Genomic DNA, 1,643 nt, shown 5'->3' on the forward strand with positions numbered 1-1,643 from the left:
CATTACGAGTTTGGATATAGGTGCGTGATACACCCAATAATACCCAAGATGAGATTTATCTTTCTTTTTCTCATCTAAGACTTTGATGGTGGTTTCATCAACTTGAAGATATCCTTCATTTTTGATGTCCAGCAGAAGCTTTTCATATAGTGGTTTTAAAGCATCCATACATTGAGCTGCCCAGCCATCTATAGTAGAAGAAGCTATATCGATATTTTCTCTTGAAAAGCGTTGCTTCTGTCTATATAGCGGAAGGTGATCTACGTATTTGTCAACAAGTATTGTAGATAATAATCCTTCAGAAGGTATTCCTTTATCTATAATTCGCTCTGGAAGCAGTGCAATACTGATTTGCGTATTGTCTTTGTCTTTCGTGGCGTATTTATATCGGATGTAACGTTTTATTTTAAAGTAACCTGGAACATAATCTAAGACATCTGTAGTTTCTTTACCAATGCAAATCTTATCAGATAAATCTCCCTCTGGGTAGATTTCTATTTCTTCTACAGGTAAATGATCGGGTAGTTTAGCTCTTCCTGGATGTTTTTTCTTCTGACGAGAATAAGTGATCTCTTGTTTGATTACTTCTTCTTGTTCTTCCAGGACTGCTTGCTGAACCTCTAAAGGTAACTGTGTTTGATTAGGGTCTTCGAAACGCTCGCGTTTTTGTCCAAATTGCATGCGTCGTAAAAGATCTACTAAGCGTTGGAGTTCTTGCTTTTCTTGTTCTAGCTGAGATGTCTTTTGCTCTAACTTAGATGTCTTTTGCTCTAACTTAGATGTCTTTTGCTCTAACTTAGTATTTATTTTGTCTTGTTTGGAAATAGTCTTAGACTGCTTTTTTATAAGCGCCAAAAGTTGTTCTTTCGATAAGTTTTCTAAGTCTATTTCCATGAAGTAAAAATACGTCAAAAGCCCAGAATATACAAGGTTTTAACCTGTTTTACTTCAATAAAAAACGCCTTTTTTGGTTACTTTTGATAACCTGGATTCCCTCTATCATCAGTACTAAATCAGTCCAACTTATTTGAGCTTTACTATGCGTGGGAAAAGCAAAAGTTCCTTGTTCTAAGCGCTTGTGGTATAGTACAAAGCCTCCTGCTTCCCAATGCAAGAGCTTCATTTGATTACAGCGTCTATTGATAAATATATAGACACTTCCACTATGAGCTACTTGATTAAGTTCATTCTGGACAAGTCCACAAAGGCTATCAAAACTCTTGCGCATATCACAAGCTTGTCTATACAAATGAAATTGATTAGAACTACTCAAACTAAACATTACACTAAGTTTACTAATGAATATAGTTCACTAAGATTATCCGTTTGTAGACGTAACTTTACACCATTGGGATATACTATCTCATATTCCTGAGTATTGATGACTTGACCTTTTGTTACAGTTATAAAATTATTGTCTAATTGCGTTGACTCTGACTTTGCCTTATACTTAACCACCCAATAACTAAAGGTTGCTAATTTAATTCCGACACTTTCACAGTATCTTGATTGCGTTAATCCACTTGTTTTCCAATCCTCTACATGAGAGTACATTATTTCTTGTTTGCTCATCTCTTTATTATTTCAAGCAAACTTACTACCTTACGTTAGCTTATGAAATATGGGCTTGGTCGGGTGGATAC

3 protein-coding genes are annotated in these 1,643 nt (G+C 35.4%); all 3 read right to left on the reverse strand.

Features of this window, described 5'->3' with window-relative positions:
• The coding region (locus tag H4K35_RS15510) for a transposase (protein ID WP_182628804.1) at positions 1–894 on the reverse strand (894 nt) is incomplete at its 3' end.
• Between the two features lie 49 nt (positions 895–943).
• Complete coding sequence (tnpB, locus tag H4K35_RS15515) at positions 944–1,282, reverse strand: IS66 family insertion sequence element accessory protein TnpB (protein WP_081048718.1); 339 nt, start codon at positions 1,280–1,282, stop codon at positions 944–946.
• Entirely contained in the window at positions 1,282–1,554 is a 273-nt protein-coding gene (locus H4K35_RS15520) for an IS66 family insertion sequence element accessory protein TnpB (RefSeq protein ID WP_255492498.1), read from the reverse strand. The genes tnpB and H4K35_RS15520 overlap by 1 nt, the downstream gene beginning before the upstream one ends.
• Positions 1,555–1,643 lie beyond the last annotated feature (89 nt).

Origin of the sequence: Myroides sp. NP-2 (genome assembly GCF_014145665.1) — a bacterium.
Taxonomy (GTDB): domain Bacteria; phylum Bacteroidota; class Bacteroidia; order Flavobacteriales; family Flavobacteriaceae; genus Flavobacterium.

Bases quoted from the DNA above. Each gene is read 5' to 3' on its own strand.
- tnpB (WP_081048718.1), bottom strand. From the start codon at position 1,282: ATGTTTAGTTTGAGTAGTTCTAATCAATTTCATTTGTATAGACAAGCT.
- H4K35_RS15520 (WP_255492498.1), bottom strand. From the start codon at position 1,554: ATGTACTCTCATGTAGAGGATTGGAAAACAAGTGGATTAACGCAATCA.